A 14,950-nucleotide genomic window follows, 5' to 3' on the forward strand; every position below is an offset into this window, starting at 1 on the left:
AGAACCGATGATTTTCGATACCAAAGTAGCCATTCTTGTCCTGAACGATCTGCCGGTCTGGCAGAAATTGAACGTGACCGCCTTCATTGCAACCGGCATATCCGGCGCGGTGCCCGATGCGATGGGCGTGCCTTATGAAGATGCGTCAGGCCGCCGCCATGCGCCGCTTCTGGGGCAGCCGATGCTGATTTTCTCGGCGACGCCGGAAATCTTGCAACGGGCATGGCAGCAATCGATCCAGCGCGATCTCATCCGTGCGCCCTATGTGCGCGCCATGTTCGAGACCGGGCATGATGTCGCCAACCGTGCCGTATTCAAGGCGGAAAATGCCGACGCGCCCGATCTGGTCGGCCTTGCGCTTTATGGCCCCAAGAAAGACATCGACAAGGCCATCAAGGGTTCTAGCCTGCATCCTTGAACAGCACGCTCTGGTCGAACAGATAGCGATTGGAAAGCGGCAGGCTTGCCGCGCCCATCGCCTTGGCATGAACACCGACCTTGCCCTCGATGATTTTCGGCGCCCGCAAGCCTTGCAGGTCGAGACATGAAAGCTCCACGCGGGTCGCTTCCACGATGCGGTGGCGCACATTGCCTGGTAGCCAACCGTCAATGACGGCGGCCGGAAAGTCGATAACGGAAGCGGCTGCCACCGTCGCATGGGCCAGCCCGCGTGCAGCAAGCGCCACCCATTCGTCGAGCGGAGTGCCGAAATTGCGCCAGTTTTCCGGCGAAAGCCACAGATCATCGGAGGGCAGACTGCGCTCCTGCAACATGCGTTCGAGAACGAACAGCGAGGCTGTATCGATGAGCTGCAAGGTTTCGCCGCGCTCCCACGTGCCACGCATGCGCATCGGCATGGAGCCAAGCGCGCCCGCATTGCCGGTGCGTCCCGGATAGAGCGTGTTGTTCAACACCACGCCGCCGCCGATAAACGATCCAATGAAGAAATAGACAAAATCGGTGAATTCAGGCCCGCGGCCAAAGGTCAGTTCTGCGCCGCAAGCCGCCGTTCCGTCATTCTGCACGAACACGGGAAACGAAAACGCCTTGGCAAAATCGCTGACCAGATCGGCGCCGAGCCATGCATCCAGATCCTCGGCCGGTGCCCCGACTTCCTCGACCCAGTTCCACAATTCGAAGGGCAATGCGATACCAAGCCCTGCGATGCGGTCGCGCTTGGCCGGTTCGAGTGCTTGGGTGAAAGTGGCGACGCTGTCTATGGCAAAGCGGCGGATTTCACTCGGCACAGGCCAGCGATAGGTAATGTGCCGCCGTTCGCGAATCGTGCCCAGAAAATCCATCAGGATGATTTCCGCACTGCGCCGCCCGATCTTGAGACCGAAGGAGAAAACACCGTCGGCGGCTAGGCGCATCGGCATGGAAGGCTGGCCGACACGACCGCGAACACGTTCGCCTTGCGTGATGAGGCCGTCTTTTTCCAGCGCGCGGATGATGACGGACACCGTCTGTGCCGAAAGTCCGGTCAGCCGCGCAATATCCGCGCGGGCCAGCGCGCCATGACGGCGCACGAGCGCCAGAACCAGCCGCTCATTATAGGCGCGCACGCCGATCTGGTTTGAGCCGCGATTGACGCTCGCGCCAGGTCCGGCAAATTGCAGCATGGCAGGGCCCGGCGTGCCAGAGAGCGTGCCGGAAAGAGTACCTGAGAGCGTGCCGGAAAGCGTATCGGCAGACCCACTGTCCGGCTCGCGTTCAACTTTATGCCTGACCATAGCCTCTCCCAGATTCCGTGCCCATGGAAAGCAATCTCGAAATGCTGCCACGAAGTGCCGGAATTCCTAAACCATTCACCGAAGGAGAAAAAGCCCTCATTGCAAGAGATATGAAATAAAAACAATCGCTTAAGATAGATATTGCCGCAAAGTGGCAGCTCCTCGCCGACTTTGCATGCCCTCTCTCCTCCGCCTCCCAAAGTGACACAGCATATTAATAAATCAAGTGGATTTATTAATTGACTCTCTTTTGAAGCCGTGTTTTGCTTTCGGCATGCCGGGGGAAGAGGACCGGTTTCACTCTGGGAGGAGTCCATGAAGAAGACAGTTCTGTCGGCAGCCTTCGCTGCCTTCACGCTTGGCGCTGCCGCGTTACCTGTTGTCGGTCCGGCCAATGCCGCCGATGTCGGCGCGTGCCTCATCACCAAGACCGATACCAACCCGTTCTTCGTCAAGATGAAGGAAGGCGCCATTGCCAAGGCCAAGGAGCTGGGCGTCAATCTCAAGACCTATGCGGGCAAGATCGACGGCGATTCCGAAAGCCAGGTCGCGGCGATCGAAACCTGCATCGCCGATGGCGCCAAGGGCATTCTCATCACCGCTTCCGATACCAAGGGCATTGTACCGTCGCTGCAGAAGGCGCGCGATGCGGGTATGCTCATCATCGCACTCGATACGCCGCTTGAACCAGCCGACGCGGCTGACGCAACCTTTGCCACCGACAATTTCCTTGCTGGCGAACTGGTCGGCAAATGGGCGGCGGCAACGCTTGGCGACAAGGCCAAGGACGCACGGGTTGCCTTCCTCAACCTTACCGCATCGCAGCCGAGCGTCGATGTTCTGCGCGATCAGGGCTTTGCTACCGGCTTCGGCATCGATCCGAAGGACAAGACCAAGCTCGGCGACGAAGACGATCCGCGCATTGCCGGTCGCGATCTGACCGACGGCAACGAAGAAGGCGGACGCCGGGCGATGGAAAACCTTCTCCAGAAGGACCCGAACATCAATGTCGTCCACACGATCAACGAGCCTGCCGCTGCCGGTGCCTATGAAGCACTGAAGGCGGTCGGGCGCGAAAAGGACGTGCTGATCGTCTCCATCGATGGCGGTTGCCCCGGTGTCAAGAACGTGCAGGACGGCATTATAGGTGCGACCTCGCAGCAATATCCGCTGCAGATGGCTTCGCTCGGCATCGAGGCGATCAAGAAATTCGCTGGCTCAGGCGAAAAGCCGAAGCCGACCGAGGGCAAGGACTTTGTCGATACCGGCGTGTCGCTTGTCACCGACAAGCCGGTCGATGGCGTTCCGTCCATCGATACGAAGACCGCGCTCGACAAGTGCTGGGGCTGATAGGCTCTTTAGGTTCCGGTTCGGCAGATCGAAAGGTCTGCCGAACCTTTCTGCAGGTGAAGGCAGGAGACAGACATGAGTGAGCCACAGGCGGCTTCCGCTGCACAAAAACCGTCTATACAGGACTATGAAAAGACGTTGTCGCAAAGCGCGGCCGATGTCGCCTCCTTCGATGCGGGCGACCAGTCGGCGCTTTACCGGATGCGGAATTTCCTGCACCACAATCCAGCCGCTGTGCCGCTGATCGTGCTCGTCCTGTCGCTGCTGGTGTTCGGCATCACGCTCGGCGGCAAGTTCTTTTCCGCCTTCGCGCTGACACTCATTTTGCAGCAGGTCGCCATCACGGGCATCATTGCCGTGGCACAGACACTTGTGATCCTGACGGCGGGTATCGATCTTTCGGTCGGCGCCATCATGGTGCTGTCATCGGTGGTGATGGGCCAGTTCACCTTCCGCTATGGTCTGCCTGCCGAACTTTCCGTTCTCTGCGGCTTTGCCACGGGTGCGCTGTGCGGCTTCATCAACGGTTTTCTGGTTGCCTATGTCCGCCTGCCGCCCTTCATCGTGACGCTCGGCATGTGGCAGGTGATCCTCGCCACCAACTTCCTCTATTCGGCCAATGAGACGATCCGCGCGCAGGAAATCACGGCTGAAGCGCCGATCCTGCAATTCTTTGGCGAGAGCATCCGCATCGGCGGCGCCGTCTTCACCTATGGCGTCATTGCCATGGTGCTTCTGGTTCTGCTGTTCTGGTATGTGCTGAACCACACCGCCTGGGGACGGCACGTCTATGCCATCGGCGACGATCCGGAAGCGGCACAGCTTTCCGGCGTCTCGGTCAAGCCGATCTTGATGTCGGTCTATGTGCTGGCCGGTATCATCTGCGCGCTTGCAGGCTGGGCGATGATCGGTCGTCTGGGTTCTGTGTCGCCGACCGCAGGTCAGTTCGCCAATATCGAATCGATCACCGCCGTGGTGATCGGCGGCATTTCGCTGTTCGGCGGGCGCGGCTCCATTCTCGGCACCATGTTCGGCGCGCTGATTGTCGGCGTGTTTTCGCTGGGTCTGCGCCTGTGGGGCACCGATCCGCAATGGACCTATCTCCTGATCGGCGTTCTCATCATCGCCGCCGTCGCCATAGACCAGTGGATCAGAAAGGCTGCCGCATGAAAACCTCGGCTACACCTGTTCTCTCGGCAAAGGGTCTGGTCAAGCGCTACGGTCGCGTCACCGCACTCGACCATGCCGATTTCGACCTCTATCCGGGCGAAATCCTTGCCGTTATCGGCGACAATGGCGCAGGCAAATCCTCGCTCATCAAGGCACTGTCCGGCGCGATCAAGCCGGATGAAGGGGAAGTCCTGCTCGACGGCAAGCCGGTCAGCTTTCATTCGCCGATGGAAGCGCGCCAGGCGGGTATCGAAACGGTTTATCAGAACCTTGCCCTGTCGCCTGCGCTTTCCATCGCCGACAATCTGTTTCTGGGGCGCGAAATTCGCCGCAAGGGACCGCTCGGATCCCTGTTCCGCATGCTGGATCGCGGCGCGATGGAAAAGATTGCGCGCGAGAAGCTGACGGAACTGGGCCTGATGACCATCCAGAATATCGGTCAGGCAGTGGAGACGCTGTCCGGCGGGCAGCGTCAGGGCGTTGCGGTGGCGCGCGCAGCCGCCTTCGGCTCCAAGGTTGTTATCATGGATGAGCCGACGGCGGCGCTGGGTGTCAAGGAATCGCGTCGCGTGCTGGAGCTGATCCTCGACGTGAAGGCGCGCGGCATGCCCATCGTGCTCATCTCGCACAACATGCCGCATGTGTTCGAGGTTGCTGACCGCATCCATATTCACCGGCTCGGACGCCGTCTGACGGTGATCGACCCGAAGGAATATTCCATGTCGGATGCCGTGGCGCTGATGACCGGGGCTATGAGGCCGAAGGAAGCGGCTTGAGTGTCTGATAAGGTGACAGCACGAATCACGGAAACCGGACATGATGCCAATTGAGCGCGAAGCGCTGCCTTCGGAAATTCTTGCACGGCTGGCGGAAACCGACGGGCGTCTGATCGTGGCCATTGCAGGCCCGCCGGGCGCAGGCAAGTCCACCATTTCCGACTATCTGCTCCATGCCATCAACAAGGGCGGCGAAACGCCGTCCATCGTCGTGCCCATGGACGGGTTTCATCTCGATGACGGGATTCTCGATCGGCGCGGATTGCTGAGCCGCAAGGGATCGCCGCCCACCTTCGACTGCGCCGGGTTTGCGGTGTTGCTTCAGCGTCTGAAACAGGCACGGGAAGAAGTTTTCATCCCGGTCTTCGACCGCTCGCTGGAGCTTTCCCGCGCTGCCGCATCTGTGGTTGGCCCCGAGCATCGCGTGCTTCTGGTCGAAGGCAATTATCTGCTGCTCGATCGGGAACCCTGGTCGCGGCTGGCTCCCTTGTTCGACATGACGCTCTATCTGGATGTGCCCTTTGCCGAGCTGGAGCGCCGCCTGATCGATCGCTGGCTCGGCTTCGGCTTCGATGCCGAAACGGCGCGAAACCGTGCGCGTTCCAACGATATTCCCAATGCCGAACTCGTGGTAGCGCAGTCGCGCAAGGCGGAATTTGTCGTCGCTACGGCTGGGCGATAACGGGGAATTGCTGTTTTCAAGGGTTGCGGCGATGCGTTTGCGTCTGCATGATGGGACAAATCGCTTCATCAGTTTCCGACCGGAATAGTTCCCCATGACGACTTATGTTTTTGCGCCGCCCCCGCAGCCATTTTTGCCTGTGAAGGGAACGGATGCGCGCTTTCCCGTGCATCGCATCTATTGCGTCGGCCAGAACTATGCCGATCACGCCATCGAAATGGGCGGCGATCCGACCCGCAATCCGCCTTTCTTCTTCCAGAAGAATCCGGACAGCCTTGTGATCGAAGGCGGTGATTTCCCCTATCCGCCGAAGACCGAGGATGTGCATCACGAGATCGAACTTGTGGTGGCGCTGCAAGCCGGCGGTACCGACATTCCGGTCGAAAAGGCGCTGGACCATGTTTATGGCTATGCGGTCGGCATAGACATGACGCGCCGCGACCTGCAGACCGTGGCCAAGAAGGCCGGACGCCCGTGGGAAGTGGCCAAGGCCTTCGAACATTCCGCACCCTGTTCGGCCATCGTGCCGGTGTCGGAAATCGGTCATCTTGAAAAGGCTGCGATTTCGCTCGCCATCAATGGCGAAACCCGCCAGTCGGGCGATCTCAACCAGATGATCTGGAAAGTGGCGGAAACCATTTCCTATCTGTCCTCGCTCTTTGAGCTGCAGCCCGGCGATCTTATCTTTACGGGTACACCTGCAGGCGTCGGACCGGTGAAGCGCGGCGACCGTCTGGAAGGCAAGGTGGATGGTTTGGGGGAACTATCCGTAACAGTCGCTTGAAATAAGCGGAGGAGCATGAATGAGCATCTATCTTCCCGATGACGTGCACGACGCTCTGGAGCGCTTCATCGCCGAAAAACATCCCGGTCTCAACCAGACCGAGGCGATGACGCTTGTCCTGCGCAAATGGCTGGTGCGCGAGGGCTATCTGTCGGCAGAGCCCGAACATGGCACGCCGCCGGATGAACTGAACGCGACCAATGACGATTGAACAAGGCAGCGATTGACTATGGCCAAACAGCCGCCGGAAGGAGCGGGTCGCAAGACCGCGCTCGGGCGACGCCTTTTGATTCTGATGATTCTGGCAATTTTGCTCGTGATCGCGCTCATCTGGATGAGCATTTATCTCTTCGATCCAAACGGCGGTCTGGATTTCGATGATCTTGGTATTTTTGCATTGAATTTCAATGCGGTAGATACAATGCTGCCACGCATCCTGTGAGTGCGTTAATCTTTTTGTTACCATTTGAAATATTCATTTTGGCTGGCCCCCAACGTTTAGCGCTTCCGTTTGCCGTCTTTTGCATGGTACATGATCCTCATCGACCGAAAGAATATTGACTGCAACGGGCTTCCTGGAGGCCGTTAAGCCAAGAGGATCTGGATGGCATTCGAGGACATCAAGGCGGAAATTGCTCTGCTGTTTGAGCAAATGGTGAATCAGCCGCAAGACGCTCATGAAATCCGCGAAACGGTTCGTGAGAAGCTCAATGCGCTGCGGGCCAGTGGTTTGCCTCTGCCTGAAGATCTGGTCGAGCTTGAAAAACGCATCGAAAAAGATTTCGATTCCTGAGAACGGGTCCGGTCATGCGTTACGCGCTTTCTTCCTCATCTGCCGGTCTGGTCCGCAAGGGCCTGATGCTTCTTGGTTGTGCCGTAGCGCTCAGCGCCTGCAATACCACCAATGACGGCAAGCCCGTGAAAACGGCGCTGATCACGCAGACCGATACATCCAGCCAGACTGCTTCCGCGACAGGCAGCGCTGCCAGTGCCACGGCCAATGCTGCAGGCACGGTGACTGCCGATGCCGGCGCTGTTGCCGGAACGCAGACCGTTGCAGCGGTAACCGATCCTTCCGATCCGGTCCTGCCTGCCAATGTTCCCATTCCCGGCATTCGTGGCCAGTCCGAGCCGATGATGGCCTATGCCGGTGCGCAGGCTGCCGCTTCGCCAGCATCCGTTGCCGCCAATATGGCGTTCGAGACGCCCGATCATGCGCCGGAAGAACTCGATGCGCTGATTACAAAATATTCCGTCGCCTATGATGTGCCGGAGCGCCTGGTGCGCCGGGTCGTGCATCGCGAGAGCCGGTTCAATCCGGGTGCGCGCAACGGACCCTATTGGGGTTTGATGCAGATCAGCCATCCGACTGCTCGTGGCATGGGTTATACGGGCGCGGCCAAGGGCCTGCTCGATGCGGAAACCAATCTGAAATATGCGGTTCGTTATCTGTCCGGCGCCTATAAGGTGGCAGGCGGTAACGAGAGCCAGGCAGTCCGCTATTATGCACGTGGCTATTATTACGACGCCAAGCGCAAGGGACTGTTGCAGGAAACCGGCCTCGACGGCAGCTGGAAGCGCAGCGGCCCGACTCGTGACGCAGCCGCTTCCATCGAACCGGCATCCTTGCCGGAAGGTGGGGCAACACCACTCCCCGGCGTCGCACCCATCCAGGCATCCTACGCCCCGACAGCGCAATAAACTTCCTATCAACCAACTGTCATCTTGACGCTGCAAAGCGATGGCAGTTTGTTGTGAATATGAAGTATGGATACGCGTGATGGATGTAAGACTGCCTTATCCGATCAAATGGAAATATGACCGGGCCGAATTGTGGGCCGATGGCGTCATCCATGTTCTGGGTGTCGGGCTGGCGCTTGCCGGTGCCATTGCCATGCTGATCTATTTCCTGCCGAACATGCCTGCGGCGACCTCGATTTCGTCGGGGGTCTATCTGGCGAGCCTTCTGGCGGCGCTCGGAATTTCGGCTGTCTACAATATCTGGCCGGTTTCCCCGACAAAATGGTTCCTGCGCCGTTTTGACCACTCGGCAATCTATCTGCTGATCGCTGGAACCTACACGCCCTTTGCCATGCATATGGGGGATCGCGCACTGCCGCTGCTTCTCTTCGTATGGAGCGTGGCTTTTGTCGGCATCACATTGAAACTGTTCATGCCGGGACGTTTTGACCGGTTGTCGATCCTGCTTTATCTGGCGCTCGGCTGGAGCGGCGTGATGGTCTACGACACTATGGTGCAGTCGCTGCCGCCAGCCGTTTTCTGGCTGATTGCAGCCGGCGGCATGGTCTATTCTCTGGGTGTGATCTTCCATGTCTGGGAGCGTCTGCGGTTTCAAAATGCCATCTGGCATGGTTTTGTCGTGGTGGGCGCAGCGCTGCATTATTGTGCGGTGTTCTTTGTCGGCGCATGGAACTGAAGCCCGCTCTATTTCGGCTCTGACGGTCTGCAAATGGCGCACTTCTGCGCTTCCGGTGCTCATGGATATTTCCTTGACGCATAGTCTCATCCGAAAAGTCTGCAACTTTTCGGGACTATGCTGTAGTACACTCCGCTCCGGTTCTCGAATTGCATCATTTTCGTCACGTCATACCCCAAATAGCGAACGGTCTTCGGAGTGCTTGATCGCCTTCAATGAAAATCCCGCGAGTTCGGCATGATTTTAACATTCCGCGGATGATGCGCCGTCTGGGACGGAGCGACGAGGCGCTGTGCTTCGCGTCCGCTCATCTCGATCAGCGCTGCCGAACGGTCCTGCAATTTTGCCGCCACCAGATGTACGACCCCTTCGGGGCTGCGCTGGATGCGGCCTTCGATATGGATCAGCCGCGCGCCCATCACTTCGCGGCGAAACGTCTTCATGATCTTCGGCCAGACGACAATATTGGCAATGCCGGTTTCATCTTCGATGGTGAGAAACACCACACCCTTGGCGCTGCCGGGGCGCTGGCGCACGGTGACGACGCCCGCCACCTTCATGCGGCGTCCGTCGGCACCTTCCTGCACGGCGCGACAGGTTGAAATGCCTTCCGCTGCCAGCCCCTCGCGCAGATATTGCAGCGGGTGCCCCTTCAGCGAAAGCCGCGTCGTCTCGTAATCGGCAATCACATGTTCGGAAGCGGCCATTTCAGGAAGCCTCGTGCGCGGTTCCTCCGCCAGCTCGCTGGTCGCAGCGGCGCGAAACAGCGGCAAAGTCTCGTCATTGGGCAGGCGGCGCACGGCCCAAAGTGCGGCACGGCGGTCGATGTCGAGCGAGCCGAAGGCATCTGCATCGGCCAGAAGCGTGAAGGCGCGCCGGTCGAGCCGGAGACGCCGATGCATGTCCTCGATGGTGCGGTAAGGTTCCTGCCGGTCGGCAAGCAGCAGCTCTGTGTCACGCTTGGAAAAACCATCGATCTGGCGAAAGCCGAGCCTCACAGCGGGGTTCGGACCGGGGATGTCTTCCAGAAGATTATCCCATTGGCTGAAATTTACATCGACGGGCAGCACCGTCACATCATGTTCGCGGGCATCGCGCACGATCTGGGCGGGCGCGTAAAAGCCCATCGGCTGGGAATTGAGAAGCGCTGCGGCGAACACTTCCGGGTGATGATGCTTGATCCACGCGGAAATATAGACCAGATGCGCAAAGCTCGCCGCGTGACTTTCGGGGAAGCCATATTCGCCGAAACCCTTGATCTGGTTGAAGCAGTTTTCGGCAAAGCTCCGGTCGTAGCCACGATTGACCATGCCGTCGATCATCTTTTTCTCCATGGTATGAATGGTGCCCATCTTGCGGAAGGTGGCCATGGCGCGGCGCAACTGATTGGCTTCTTCGGGCGTGAATTTTGCGGCCTCCATGGCAATGCGCATCGCCTGTTCCTGAAACAGCGGCACACCCTTGGTCTTGCCGAGAATCTGCTGCAACTCGTCGGGTGGGCCATGTTCCGGCGAAGGCGATGGCAAGGTGGAGGGTTCCTCATTGTTCCGTCGCCGCAGATAAGGATGCACCATGTCGCCCTGAATGGGGCCGGGGCGCACAATGGCGACCTCGATGACGAGATCGTAGAACTTGCGCGGTTGCAAACGCGGCAGCATGTTCATCTGGGCGCGGCTTTCCACCTGAAACACGCCAAGCGAATCCCCCTTACACAGCATGTCGTAGACGGCTTTATCTTCGCGCGGCAGATTGGCCAGCGTCAGCTTTTGACCACCATAAAGCTGCGGCTTATGCTGGTGAATAAGGTCGAAAGCCTTGCGAATGCAGGTGAGCATGCCGAGCGACAGCACATCCACCTTCATCAGCCCCACCTCGTCGATATCGTCCTTGTCCCATTCGATGAAAGATCGCTTGTCCATTGCTGCCGGGCCGATGGGCACGGTCTCGTCCAGCCGGTCGCGGGTGAGCACGAAACCACCGACATGCTGCGACAAGTGGCGCGGAAAGCCGATCAGCGTGATGGCAAGTTCCACTGCGCGCCGGACGACGGGATTGTCGGGGTCGAGACCTGCCTGCCTTATATGCTGCTTGTCGATGCCGCCGCCCGATATGCCCCAGACCGTATTGGCGAGCGCTGCCGTCACGTCTTCGGTCAGCCCCAGCGCCTTGCCGACATCGCGGATCGCGCTGCGGGACCGATAGCTGATGACGGTTGCGACAATGGCCGCGCGGTCTCTCGAATATCGGTCATAGACATATTGCATTACCTCCTCGCGGCGCTCATGCTCGAAATCGACATCGATATCCGGCGGCTCCTGACGCTCGGCGGAGATGAAACGCTCGAACAGGAGATCGACCTGTGTCGGGTCCACACCGGTGACGCCAAGGCAGAAGCAGACGACGGAATTGGCCGCCGAGCCGCGTCCCTGACATAGAATGCCTTCTCCGCGGGCATAGCTCACAATGTCATAGACGGTGAGGAAATAGGCCGCATATTGCAGCTTTTCGATCAGCGCCAGTTCCTTGTGGATCAGCGCCTGCACCTTCGGCGGTATGCTGTCCGCACCATAATGGCGAGCCGCACCTGCCCAGGTGAGATCATGCAGATGCTGCTGCGGCGTCTTGCCGGGGGGCACCGGCTCGTCTGGATAATCATATTTCAGCTCGTCGAGCCGGAAGGTGATGGGCGCGACGAAATCGGCAGTCGCTTCGACGGCCCCAGTGTAGTCGCGGAACAATCGCATCATTTCATGCGGTGGCTTCAGATGACGTTCGGCATTCTTTTCGAGAAGCCGACCGGCTGCGAAAACAGTCGTGTGGTGGCGGGTGGCCGTCAGCACGTCCTGAAGCGCACGGCGGTCGGGGTGGTGATAAAGCACGTCATTGGTGGCGAGCAGCGGCACATTGGCTTCGGCTGCAAAACGGGCGATGCGCTCGGACCGGCGTCCGTCATGGCCCTGATGCGGCATGGCGAGCGCCAGCCAGACAGAGCCGGGTGCGGCCTGTGCGATCTCTGTCAGGCGTGCGGCAAAATCCGGCTCGTCTTTGTCAGGCGGAAAGACCGCGATCTGGAACTGTCGGGCGCGAAACAGCAGGTCGCTCCATTCGAGGTGGCATTCGCCCTTGATGGCGGCGCGTGCCTTGCCTTCCGTCAGCAGGCGACACAATTGCCCATAGGCCGGACGATCACGCGGATAGACGACCATATCCGGCGTGCCGTCGATGAAAGAAAGGCGACAGCCGATGAAAAGCCGAAAATCGCATGTTTCGCGAAAATCCTTCCATGCCGCATGTGCCCGCACCACACCGGCCAGCGTGTTGCGATCGGCAATGCCGATGCCGGACAGGCCAAGCTCATGCGCGCGCGCTACCTGTTCCTGCGGATGCGAAGCACCGCAAAGGAAGGAAAAATTGCTGGCAGCAGCCATTTCAAAATAATGAGCCATCACGCAAACAACCCATGCAGAAACCAGCGCGGATGATTGGCGCCGTCATAAAGGCCTTCGCGAAAAATCCAGAAGCGCTGGCCGTTCTCGTCTTCCACCCGGTAATAATCGCGCAGCTCCGGCACCTCGTGACCGATTGCGAGCCACCATTCCGGTTCGATCCTTTCCGGCCCTTCGGCAAGGTGCACATGATGGCGCACCCGTCGCCACAGGAAAAACGAAGGTGGACTGTCGGGCACTTCCGCCACGCTTTCGATTGGCTGTGGCGGGCGAAACAGTTTTATGGGACGCGCAGGCGGATCACCGGGAAGCGCCGGCGCGCTTTCATAATCGGCTTCACCCTTGCCGTCCGTGTGCAGGGCAGGACGCAGGCCGAAGGCCCGTTCGGGCATATGTGTGTTGCGCGAAAAGGAAACCAGAATGCGGTTCTGTCCAAGCCGCGCCGAAAGCCGGTCGACAAGCTGGCTGAACCCCGCTTCATCCTCCTCATGCTGGTCGAGCCCGGTCTGGCGCTGGGCGATTGCCGCGCAGCGCAGCGCTGCCAGCCGGATCATGTCGAAGCCGAAACCGGCATCGAGCGGATCGGTAAGCGCATTGAGCCTTTCACGCGCAAGACGCAGGAAAACCTTGTCGTTGCGCAAAGGCTGGCCGGTTTCGATGTGGATATGACGCACGTCGCCATCGACACGGAAGAAGGAGGCCTCAATCAGAAGCGCGCCTTTGCCCTCCGGTTCAAGCTGCGTAAAAAGCTCCTGTGCCAGTTCCTGCAAGAGGCGCTCGACCAGCTCCATCACTGTTACCGGCTCTGACAGGCGGCGCTCGGCGGTACTGAGCGGCATGATGCGCAAAGGTGAAATCGGCGCGTGCTCGCGCCGCGCCAGCCGGTCGAGCCGGGTCGCAAGATCGGTGCCGAAGCGGGCGGTGAGTGCGGCACGCGGAAGCCCCATCACATCGCCGATCCGTTTCAATCCGGCGCGCTTGAGGCCGGTTTCTGCGGTTTGCGTCAGTTCAAGTGCGGAGAGCGGCAGGCGGGGAAGCAGCCGGTCGGCTTCCGCCCTGCTGAAAGTACCGCCCTTCGTTCCACGTGCCAGAAGCCGCGCGGCAAAACTGTTATCGGCAATCGCCGCCTGTACGCCAAGCCCGGCCCGTTCCAGACGCCGGACCGCATCCGCATGCATGGCGTCGAGACCGCCAAAAAGATGCGCGCAGCCGGTGATGTCGAGCATCAGCCCGTGCGGCTGGTCGAGGGCGACAAGCGGCGTGTAGCGTTCGCACCAATGGGCAAGACGCTTGAGCAATGCTGCATCATGTTCGGGTGCCGCCGCTGCCACTTCAAGCCTTTCCACGCGGGCGCGCGCATCCGTCAGCGCCATACCGGGAAAAAGACCAAGCTTTGCCGCTCCGGCATCCACCGCTGTCAGGCGCAGCGCATTGGCCGTGCGCTCGGTGACAATAAGGGGCGCCATGGGGGACAGGCGCGGTTTGCCGTCAGGCGGAACGGCGCGGCGAAGCCGGTCGGTCGGCAGAAACGGAAACCAGAGGGCGAGAAACAGACGTTCTGCCGTCCCGTTCTCTTGTACCAAATTCCTGGGTTTCATTGTTCCATTCCATGATCCATTGCCCGCATGTGCCGTGGCGATTGCGCTCCAGAACCGCAGAAAAAACAGGCTTTCCGGGCGCGTTTGCTCCGCTTGAACGGGATGGCGCGGGCGCCACGCGCCAGCGGCTGACGGCAGCGCTTTGCACGCCTGTCCGGTGGCTCCTGAGCAGGATGACCGGCAGCTGCGCGGTTTCGGTTGCCAGAAGCAGACGGCGCGAGGCGGTCAGGTCGAGACATTTCGGCTGGCCTGTCACCGAGGCGACGACGCCGGAAACGAGGTGCGAGGCCTTGCCGCCGCTTCCGGCTTCCAGTGCATCATTTGCCGCCTTCAGAACATCCTGTGCCGTGGGACAGCGCACGATCAGAAGTCGCGACGGATCGATCCCGAAGGCATGAAGTCCCGGCGGATAAAGCCCGCCATATTCGCTTGAGGCGCTTTCTTCCTCGATCCAGATAATCGGGCGCCGAGATTCTGCTGCACGGGCGGCAAAGGCGAGCGCAAAGCCGGTCGCGGCCATGTGCGCGCCGGGATTTTCGGCAAAAACCTCATGCAGCGCATCGCCTGCCAGACCATGCGGAAAGGCGGCATCTGCCCCGGCAAGACCGAGCGTGAAACTGCGCGCCCGCCCGAAGCCCGTTTGCCCCTGATTTGCAAAACTACCTTGCGGATCGTTGCCTTCAATGGTCGTAACCATGCGCCGCAGCGCCGCGATGTCGATGCCGCTCACGTCTAGATTCCATCTTTTTGTTCTCTATATGTTCTAGTATTGAATCGAGTCAGGCAAGAGTCAAGCGGGATCAGTCGGGGGCATGTGTGGATAAGAAAAATGCTTCCTTAGAACGCATCCCGAAAAGTGGGAAACGGTTTTCGGAAAAGATGCGTTCAGACAAACAGTTAGAGCGCCGATCTGATAAAATCAGATCGGCGCTCTAAGAGGGAGCATTTATCGTCATGGGTGATTAGCTTAGCAC

At 59.6% G+C, this 14,950-nt stretch carries 15 protein-coding genes; 11 read left to right on the forward strand and 4 right to left on the reverse strand.

Annotation, left to right across the window (positions count from 1 at the left end; genetic code table 11):
- Nucleotides 1–7 precede the first annotated feature (7 nt).
- Nucleotides 8–418 carry a DUF2000 domain-containing protein gene (locus tag CQZ93_RS00325; RefSeq protein ID WP_105540808.1) on the forward strand — a complete coding sequence of 137 codons (411 nt, stop codon included), beginning with the start codon at nt 8–10 and terminating at the stop codon, nt 416–418.
- On the opposite strand, the gene CQZ93_RS00330 is transcribed toward CQZ93_RS00325, so the two are convergent.
- Entirely contained in the window at nt 402–1,733 is a 1,332-nt protein-coding gene (locus CQZ93_RS00330) for an ROK family transcriptional regulator (RefSeq protein WP_105540809.1), read from the reverse strand. The two genes, CQZ93_RS00325 and CQZ93_RS00330, sit on opposite strands and share 17 nt — an antisense overlap.
- A 315-nt stretch (nt 1,734–2,048) precedes the next feature.
- Here CQZ93_RS00330 and CQZ93_RS00335 point away from each other — a divergent pair, with 315 nt between their 5' ends.
- The 10 genes from CQZ93_RS00335 (at nt 2,049) to trhA (ending at nt 8,932) form a co-directional block, all read left to right on the forward strand.
- Nucleotides 2,049–3,083, forward strand: a complete 1,035-nt coding sequence (locus CQZ93_RS00335; RefSeq protein ID WP_105540810.1) for a sugar ABC transporter substrate-binding protein — start codon at nt 2,049–2,051, stop codon at nt 3,081–3,083.
- A 75-nt stretch (nt 3,084–3,158) separates the two neighbouring features.
- Nucleotides 3,159–4,253, forward strand: coding sequence for an ABC transporter permease (locus CQZ93_RS00340; protein ID WP_105540811.1), 1,095 nt, complete (start codon nt 3,159–3,161; stop codon nt 4,251–4,253).
- Entirely contained in the window at nt 4,250–5,029 is a 780-nt protein-coding gene (locus tag CQZ93_RS00345) for an ATP-binding cassette domain-containing protein (protein ID WP_105540812.1), read from the forward strand. Before CQZ93_RS00340 ends, CQZ93_RS00345 begins: the two co-directional genes overlap by 4 nt.
- Nucleotides 5,030–5,069: 40 nt before the next feature.
- Nucleotides 5,070–5,711, forward strand: a complete 642-nt coding sequence (locus tag CQZ93_RS00350; protein WP_105540813.1) for a nucleoside/nucleotide kinase family protein — start codon at nt 5,070–5,072, stop codon at nt 5,709–5,711.
- A 94-nt stretch (nt 5,712–5,805) separates the two neighbouring features.
- Entirely contained in the window at nt 5,806–6,495 is a 690-nt protein-coding gene (locus tag CQZ93_RS00355; protein ID WP_105540814.1) for a fumarylacetoacetate hydrolase family protein, read from the forward strand.
- Nucleotides 6,496–6,514: 19 nt separating this feature from the next.
- Nucleotides 6,515–6,706, forward strand: a complete 192-nt coding sequence (locus CQZ93_RS00360) for a ribbon-helix-helix domain-containing protein (protein WP_105540815.1) — start codon at nt 6,515–6,517, stop codon at nt 6,704–6,706.
- Between the two features lie 18 nt (nt 6,707–6,724).
- Nucleotides 6,725–6,937: a hypothetical protein gene (locus tag CQZ93_RS00365; RefSeq protein WP_105540816.1), complete on the forward strand. Its 213-nt coding sequence runs from the start codon at nt 6,725–6,727 to the stop codon at nt 6,935–6,937.
- A 162-nt stretch (nt 6,938–7,099) separates the two neighbouring features.
- A complete protein-coding gene (locus tag CQZ93_RS00370) occupies nt 7,100–7,288 on the forward strand; it encodes a hypothetical protein (protein WP_061344759.1) in 189 nt (62 codons plus the stop codon).
- Between the two features lie 14 nt (nt 7,289–7,302).
- Nucleotides 7,303–8,196: a lytic transglycosylase domain-containing protein gene (locus CQZ93_RS00375; protein WP_105540817.1), complete on the forward strand. Its 894-nt coding sequence runs from the start codon at nt 7,303–7,305 to the stop codon at nt 8,194–8,196.
- 79 nt (nt 8,197–8,275) lie between these two features.
- Nucleotides 8,276–8,932 (forward strand): PAQR family membrane homeostasis protein TrhA, encoded by a 657-nt coding sequence (gene trhA / locus CQZ93_RS00380; RefSeq protein WP_105540818.1) that lies wholly within the window; start codon nt 8,276–8,278, stop codon nt 8,930–8,932.
- Nucleotides 8,933–9,144: 212 nt separating this feature from the next.
- On the opposite strand, the gene CQZ93_RS00385 is transcribed toward trhA, so the two are convergent.
- Genes CQZ93_RS00385 through CQZ93_RS00395 form a run of 3 tightly spaced genes read right to left on the reverse strand, consistent with a single transcriptional unit; the run spans nt 9,145 to nt 14,706 of the window.
- Nucleotides 9,145–12,378, reverse strand: coding sequence for an error-prone DNA polymerase (locus tag CQZ93_RS00385; RefSeq protein ID WP_105540819.1), 3,234 nt, complete (start codon nt 12,376–12,378; stop codon nt 9,145–9,147).
- Nucleotides 12,378–13,931, reverse strand: coding sequence for a Y-family DNA polymerase (locus CQZ93_RS00390; RefSeq protein WP_105543115.1), 1,554 nt, complete (start codon nt 13,929–13,931; stop codon nt 12,378–12,380). Before CQZ93_RS00390 ends, CQZ93_RS00385 begins: the two co-directional genes overlap by 1 nt.
- The gene (locus CQZ93_RS00395; protein WP_105540820.1) at nt 13,867–14,706 is read right to left on the reverse strand and encodes an ImuA family protein; all 840 of its coding nucleotides are present in this window, start codon (nt 14,704–14,706) and stop codon (nt 13,867–13,869) included. The genes CQZ93_RS00390 and CQZ93_RS00395 overlap by 65 nt, the downstream gene beginning before the upstream one ends.
- Nucleotides 14,707–14,950 lie beyond the last annotated feature (244 nt).

Source organism: Ochrobactrum vermis, assembly GCF_002975205.1.
Classification (GTDB): domain Bacteria; phylum Pseudomonadota; class Alphaproteobacteria; order Rhizobiales; family Rhizobiaceae; genus Brucella; species Brucella vermis.

What these genes read in the sequence shown, in the direction of transcription:
- CQZ93_RS00325 (WP_105540808.1), top strand. Translation starts at nt 8, where the DNA reads ATGATTTTCGATACCAAAGTAGCCATTCTTGTCCTGAACGATCTGCCG.
- CQZ93_RS00330 (WP_105540809.1), bottom strand. Translation starts at nt 1,733, where the DNA reads ATGGTCAGGCATAAAGTTGAACGCGAGCCGGACAGTGGGTCTGCCGAT.
- CQZ93_RS00335 (WP_105540810.1), top strand. Translation starts at nt 2,049, where the DNA reads ATGAAGAAGACAGTTCTGTCGGCAGCCTTCGCTGCCTTCACGCTTGGC.
- CQZ93_RS00340 (WP_105540811.1), top strand. Translation starts at nt 3,159, where the DNA reads ATGAGTGAGCCACAGGCGGCTTCCGCTGCACAAAAACCGTCTATACAG.
- CQZ93_RS00345 (WP_105540812.1), top strand. Translation starts at nt 4,250, where the DNA reads ATGAAAACCTCGGCTACACCTGTTCTCTCGGCAAAGGGTCTGGTCAAG.
- CQZ93_RS00350 (WP_105540813.1), top strand. Translation starts at nt 5,070, where the DNA reads ATGATGCCAATTGAGCGCGAAGCGCTGCCTTCGGAAATTCTTGCACGG.
- CQZ93_RS00355 (WP_105540814.1), top strand. Translation starts at nt 5,806, where the DNA reads ATGACGACTTATGTTTTTGCGCCGCCCCCGCAGCCATTTTTGCCTGTG.
- CQZ93_RS00360 (WP_105540815.1), top strand. Translation starts at nt 6,515, where the DNA reads ATGAGCATCTATCTTCCCGATGACGTGCACGACGCTCTGGAGCGCTTC.
- CQZ93_RS00365 (WP_105540816.1), top strand. Translation starts at nt 6,725, where the DNA reads ATGGCCAAACAGCCGCCGGAAGGAGCGGGTCGCAAGACCGCGCTCGGG.
- CQZ93_RS00370 (WP_061344759.1), top strand. Translation starts at nt 7,100, where the DNA reads ATGGCATTCGAGGACATCAAGGCGGAAATTGCTCTGCTGTTTGAGCAA.
- CQZ93_RS00375 (WP_105540817.1), top strand. Translation starts at nt 7,303, where the DNA reads ATGCGTTACGCGCTTTCTTCCTCATCTGCCGGTCTGGTCCGCAAGGGC.
- trhA (WP_105540818.1), top strand. Translation starts at nt 8,276, where the DNA reads ATGGATGTAAGACTGCCTTATCCGATCAAATGGAAATATGACCGGGCC.
- CQZ93_RS00385 (WP_105540819.1), bottom strand. Translation starts at nt 12,378, where the DNA reads ATGGCTCATTATTTTGAAATGGCTGCTGCCAGCAATTTTTCCTTCCTT.